This is a genomic window from Patescibacteria group bacterium, assembly GCA_041645165.1.
Classification (GTDB): domain Bacteria; phylum Patescibacteriota; class Patescibacteriia; order 2-02-FULL-49-11; family 2-02-FULL-49-11; genus 2-02-FULL-49-11.
Genome location: JBAZQN010000035.1, coordinates 1 through 4,134 on the forward strand (window position 1 = coordinate 1; position 4,134 = coordinate 4,134).

At 44.2% G+C, this 4,134-nt stretch carries 3 protein-coding genes; all 3 read left to right on the top strand.

Translation table 11 applies throughout. From position 1 onward, the window contains the following. Positions 1 to 103 precede the first annotated feature (103 nt). From WC659_07195 to WC659_07205, 3 genes are read left to right on the top strand one after another with little or no spacing between them, the layout of a single operon-like run. On the top strand, positions 104 to 3,001 hold the full coding sequence (locus WC659_07195) for an N-6 DNA methylase (protein MFA4873681.1): 2,898 nt from the start codon (positions 104 to 106) through the stop codon (positions 2,999 to 3,001). A gap of 23 nt (positions 3,002 to 3,024) precedes the next feature. Next, positions 3,025 to 3,876: a hypothetical protein gene (locus WC659_07200; GenBank protein MFA4873682.1), complete on the top strand. Its 852-nt coding sequence runs from the start codon at positions 3,025 to 3,027 to the stop codon at positions 3,874 to 3,876. Then, positions 3,873 to 4,046, top strand: a complete 174-nt coding sequence (locus tag WC659_07205) for a hypothetical protein (GenBank protein MFA4873683.1) — start codon at positions 3,873 to 3,875, stop codon at positions 4,044 to 4,046. Before WC659_07200 ends, WC659_07205 begins: the two co-directional genes overlap by 4 nt. Positions 4,047 to 4,134 lie beyond the last annotated feature (88 nt).

The following is a 4,134-nucleotide window of genomic DNA, read 5'->3' on the forward strand; positions in this document are numbered from 1 at the left end:
AGGATAAATTGTTTTATTTCAAAAAAGTCGATAGTTTAAATCCGTACAAATCAATGGCTCGTTTCGATCATATCAAAACCCTCTGGAACGGATGAAAGGAATCATGACCGCATCAATCACCGAACTTGTCGAAAAATTCGCCCGCAACATCGCCGAATACAAGAATCCAAAATACAACGAAACGCAAGTGCGTGTGGAATTCGTCAATCCGTTCTGGGAATTGCTTGGCTGGGACGTAAATAACGTATCTGGTTATTCATTAGCATTCCGTGATGTAATCCACGAAGACGAAGTCCGGGTCGGATTAAACACGAAAGCCCCGGACTATTCCTTCCGCATCGGCGGCAAACGCATATTCTTCTTAGAAACCAAGAAACCGTCCGTCGATTTGAAAAACGATCCCGCTCCGGCGTTCCAATTGCGCCGATATGCCTACAGCGCAAAACTGCCCGTCTCGATCCTGACCGATTTCGAGGAATTCATCGTTTACGATACGACGCTCAAACCCGCCATCACGGACAAAACGCATGTCGGACGCATGCTTTATTACACTTATCAGGAATACGTTGAGAATTGGGAATCCATCCACGCGGCATTTTCCAAAGAAGCGGTGCTACGCGGCGACTTCGAGCGATTTATCCAGAATAAACAGGGGAAAAAGCCGCGCGCCGAGATCGACCGCGACTTTTTGAACGATCTGGATAACTGGCGCATCCTGCTGGCACGTAACATTGCCCTGCGCAATCTCAATCTATCCGAGCGCGAACTGAATTACGCCGTGCAATTCACCATCGACCGCCTGATCTTCCTGCGCATGAGCGAAGATCGCGGCATCGAAACCCAATATCCGCTTCAATCTTTATTGAACGGCGAGCGCATTTATCCGCGTTTGGTCGAGATTTATTACCGCGCGGACGAACGCTATAATTCCGGGCTGTTCCATTTCAACGAAAAGGACGGCATCAATCCCGATACGATCACGCCGACCCTGACGATTGACGATAAATTGCTGAAAGAGATCGTCCGCAATCTCTATTATCCCGATTGTCCGTATGAATTCAGCGTTCTGCCCGTGGAAGTGCTGGGTAACGCCTACGAACAATTCCTCGGAAAACGCATTTCGCTGACCGCCGGACATCATGCCCGCATCGAGGAAAAGCCGGAAGTGCGCAAAGCTGGCGGCGTCTATTACACGCCTCAGTACATCGTCGATTACATCGTGAAAAACACCGTCGGCAAATTGCTGGAAGACAAGACACCCGCCAATGTTTCCGAACTGCGCATTCTCGATCCCGCCTGCGGCTCTGGTTCGTTCCTACTTGGCGCCTATCAATACCTGATGGACTGGCACCTGGAATATTACCGCAAGGAATACGAGAAGACCGGCGTCATTCCGGTCGTTAAGGCGGAAAAAGGAAAACGCAAAGCCGCGACGCAGGCGATCTTTTCCGGCAAGGGCGGCGACTGGTTTCTCGCGACCGCCGAGAAGAAGCGCATCCTGCTGAACAATCTCTATGGCGTGGATATTGACTCTAACGCCGTGGAAGTCACCAAACTCAGTCTCCTGCTGAAAGTGCTGGAAAACGAGAACAGTGAGACCCTCGCGCGGCAATTGGGACTCTGGCACGAACGCGCCCTGCCGAACCTCGCCAATAATATCAAATGCGGCAACTCGCTGATCGGTCCTGATTATTATGAACAAAAACAGGCGAATCTTTTTGATGAAAAAGAGGCACTGCGGATCAACGTCTTCGACTGGGAGAAGGAATTCCCGGAGATATTCTCTCGCAAAGACGCAGAGAGCGCAAAGGGTTTTGATGCGGTGATCGGGAATCCGCCGTATGTTCGCCCGCAAAATCTATCCCAAGAAATAAAGAAACTTCTTTGGGCGCACTACACTACTTTTGTCGCAAAATCAGATTTATATTCGTGTTTCATGGAACGCGCGATCAAGTTAATCCGACCAACTGGTTTGTTTGGATTCATTGTGCCTCAAACTTGGACTTCGCTTGAAAGTTTTACAAAAATTCGCGAATTCATGACTAATAGAACGCGAATTATCAAATTGGTTCAGCTCCCAAAGAAAGTCTTTGCAAATGCAACAGTTGAAACATGTATTTTCATCGTACAAAGAATAGATGAAAAAATGAATGAAAAAGATGATCAAATTGTTGTTGAGCACATTGATGTAGGCGGAGCAATCTGTCCTGTACGTGAGTTTAGACAGAGAGACATTGATAATGCCTACCTCTATAACTTTCAGTTGTACGGACGAGAATCAAGTCAATCTGTAATTGATAAGGTCAAACAAGTCGGCAAGCCATTGTCTGATTTTATCATTTTTATGTACGGATTTAAAACTGGGGATGATAATCAGTTTATTCATAAGAGCAAGAATTACAATGAAAGTAAATTTTTCATACGTAGCGCAAATATAAAGCGCTATTGGCACGATTCTCCATGTGAATATGTATGGTATGTTCCAGAAAAAATGACCCAGAATAGGAAAACAGCACGACCCGGCGAAACCACACGCTTTGAAGCAGAGAAAATCCTAGTTGCCAGAATGGGTAAGATACTCATCGCCACTTATGATCAAGGCGGACTATATGTAAAAGATGCCATGCTACTTTTAGACAAAGGTAGTATGCATTCTCTGAAATACCTACTCGGAGTCATAAATTCGCGCCTCGTGAATTATTTTTATCAGGAGTTCTTTATAACAATTGATGTCCTGAAGAATGCATTGCTCAGTATTCCCATCCGCACCATCGACTTCAATAATCCGGCAGACAAAGCCCGGCACGATCGCATGGTATCGCTGGTTGAGACGATGCTGGCGTTACATAAGCGTCTGCCGGAGGTCAATACGCCGCAGGAGAAAGAGGTCATTCAGCGTCAGATTACCGCCACTGATTCGCAGATTGACAAACTGGTGTACGAATTATACGACCTGACAGACGCCGAAATCGCCATCGTCGAAGGAAATATGTCAGCGTAAAAAATAAAAAATGTGGAAGAAATATGAACACAGAAACATTCTCTCCCGTAATTCAACTGCTCCTGAAACTAAATACTATAAGAAATAAGGAAGGAGTAAATCCTAAGATAGGATCTCCAGCATTTATAGAAATGCAATCTTATCAACGACCTGAATCAGTTAAAACAGCTTTTTCTATGGGTTTAATTGCATTAGAATCTTCATCTGATCATCTTGAAGCTCTTGATAATCTTGTGGCTAAAGAAGAATATGCTGTCTCACCATGGACATGCGCAAGAGGACTTCTGGAAGCCGCCTCCATTGCGACTTGGCTGTTGGACCCAGATATTAACAACTCCGAAAGAGTTAGCAGAAGTTTTGCATTACGGTTTTATTCTTTAAAAGAACAATTGAAAATGGCAAATAAATTTGATCCTATAAAAAAAGATGATATTGAAAAGCGCATTGACGATATTGAAGCCCTTGCTTTAAATTTAGGCTTCTCAAAGGTCTTAGATAGAAATGGTAAAAGAATTGGGATTGGGCAACAAAAACCAAAAATAACCGAACTCGTAGGGAATCAATTCGATTTTGGAAAACTCTATCCGGTTTTCTCAAGTATCGCTCATTGTGATTCTATTATCGTATCACAAATTGCAACATCAACAATTGGAAATTATGGTTCAGAAGGTATTATAAAGCAACGTGCAGTTCCTAGGAAAATTCAACAGGATTTACTTGCTAACGCAGTTGCAATTTACACACGTGGAGTATGGATGCATGTCGTCCAATTTGGTTATGACGTAGCTCAGACTACTGTTATACTTGAGAAATATTTTGACGAGATTATGTTAGCAGATAATAACGAAATTCGGTTCTGGCGAACAGTCATTTGACGGAAAGGGTAATGCAATCAGTAATGTTAATTTGCCCTTCTTTCGAGACAACTTGCAGTCAGGAGCAGTTGCAGCGTCAGATAGCCGCCACCGACGCGCAGATTGACAAGCTGGTTTATCAGTTGTACGGGCTGACGGAAGAAGAGATCAAGGTGGTGGAAAATGTCTGAACCGGGATTTATGGGATTAAAGGATGGACAGGATTAGAATCGTGAAAAGTTATGAGTTTGTTTCTTTAATCCAGGTAATCTGTAAATC

What these genes read in the sequence shown, in the direction of transcription:
- WC659_07195 (MFA4873681.1), top strand. Translation starts at nt 104, where the DNA reads ATGACCGCATCAATCACCGAACTTGTCGAAAAATTCGCCCGCAACATC.
- WC659_07200 (MFA4873682.1), top strand. Translation starts at nt 3,025, where the DNA reads ATGAACACAGAAACATTCTCTCCCGTAATTCAACTGCTCCTGAAACTA.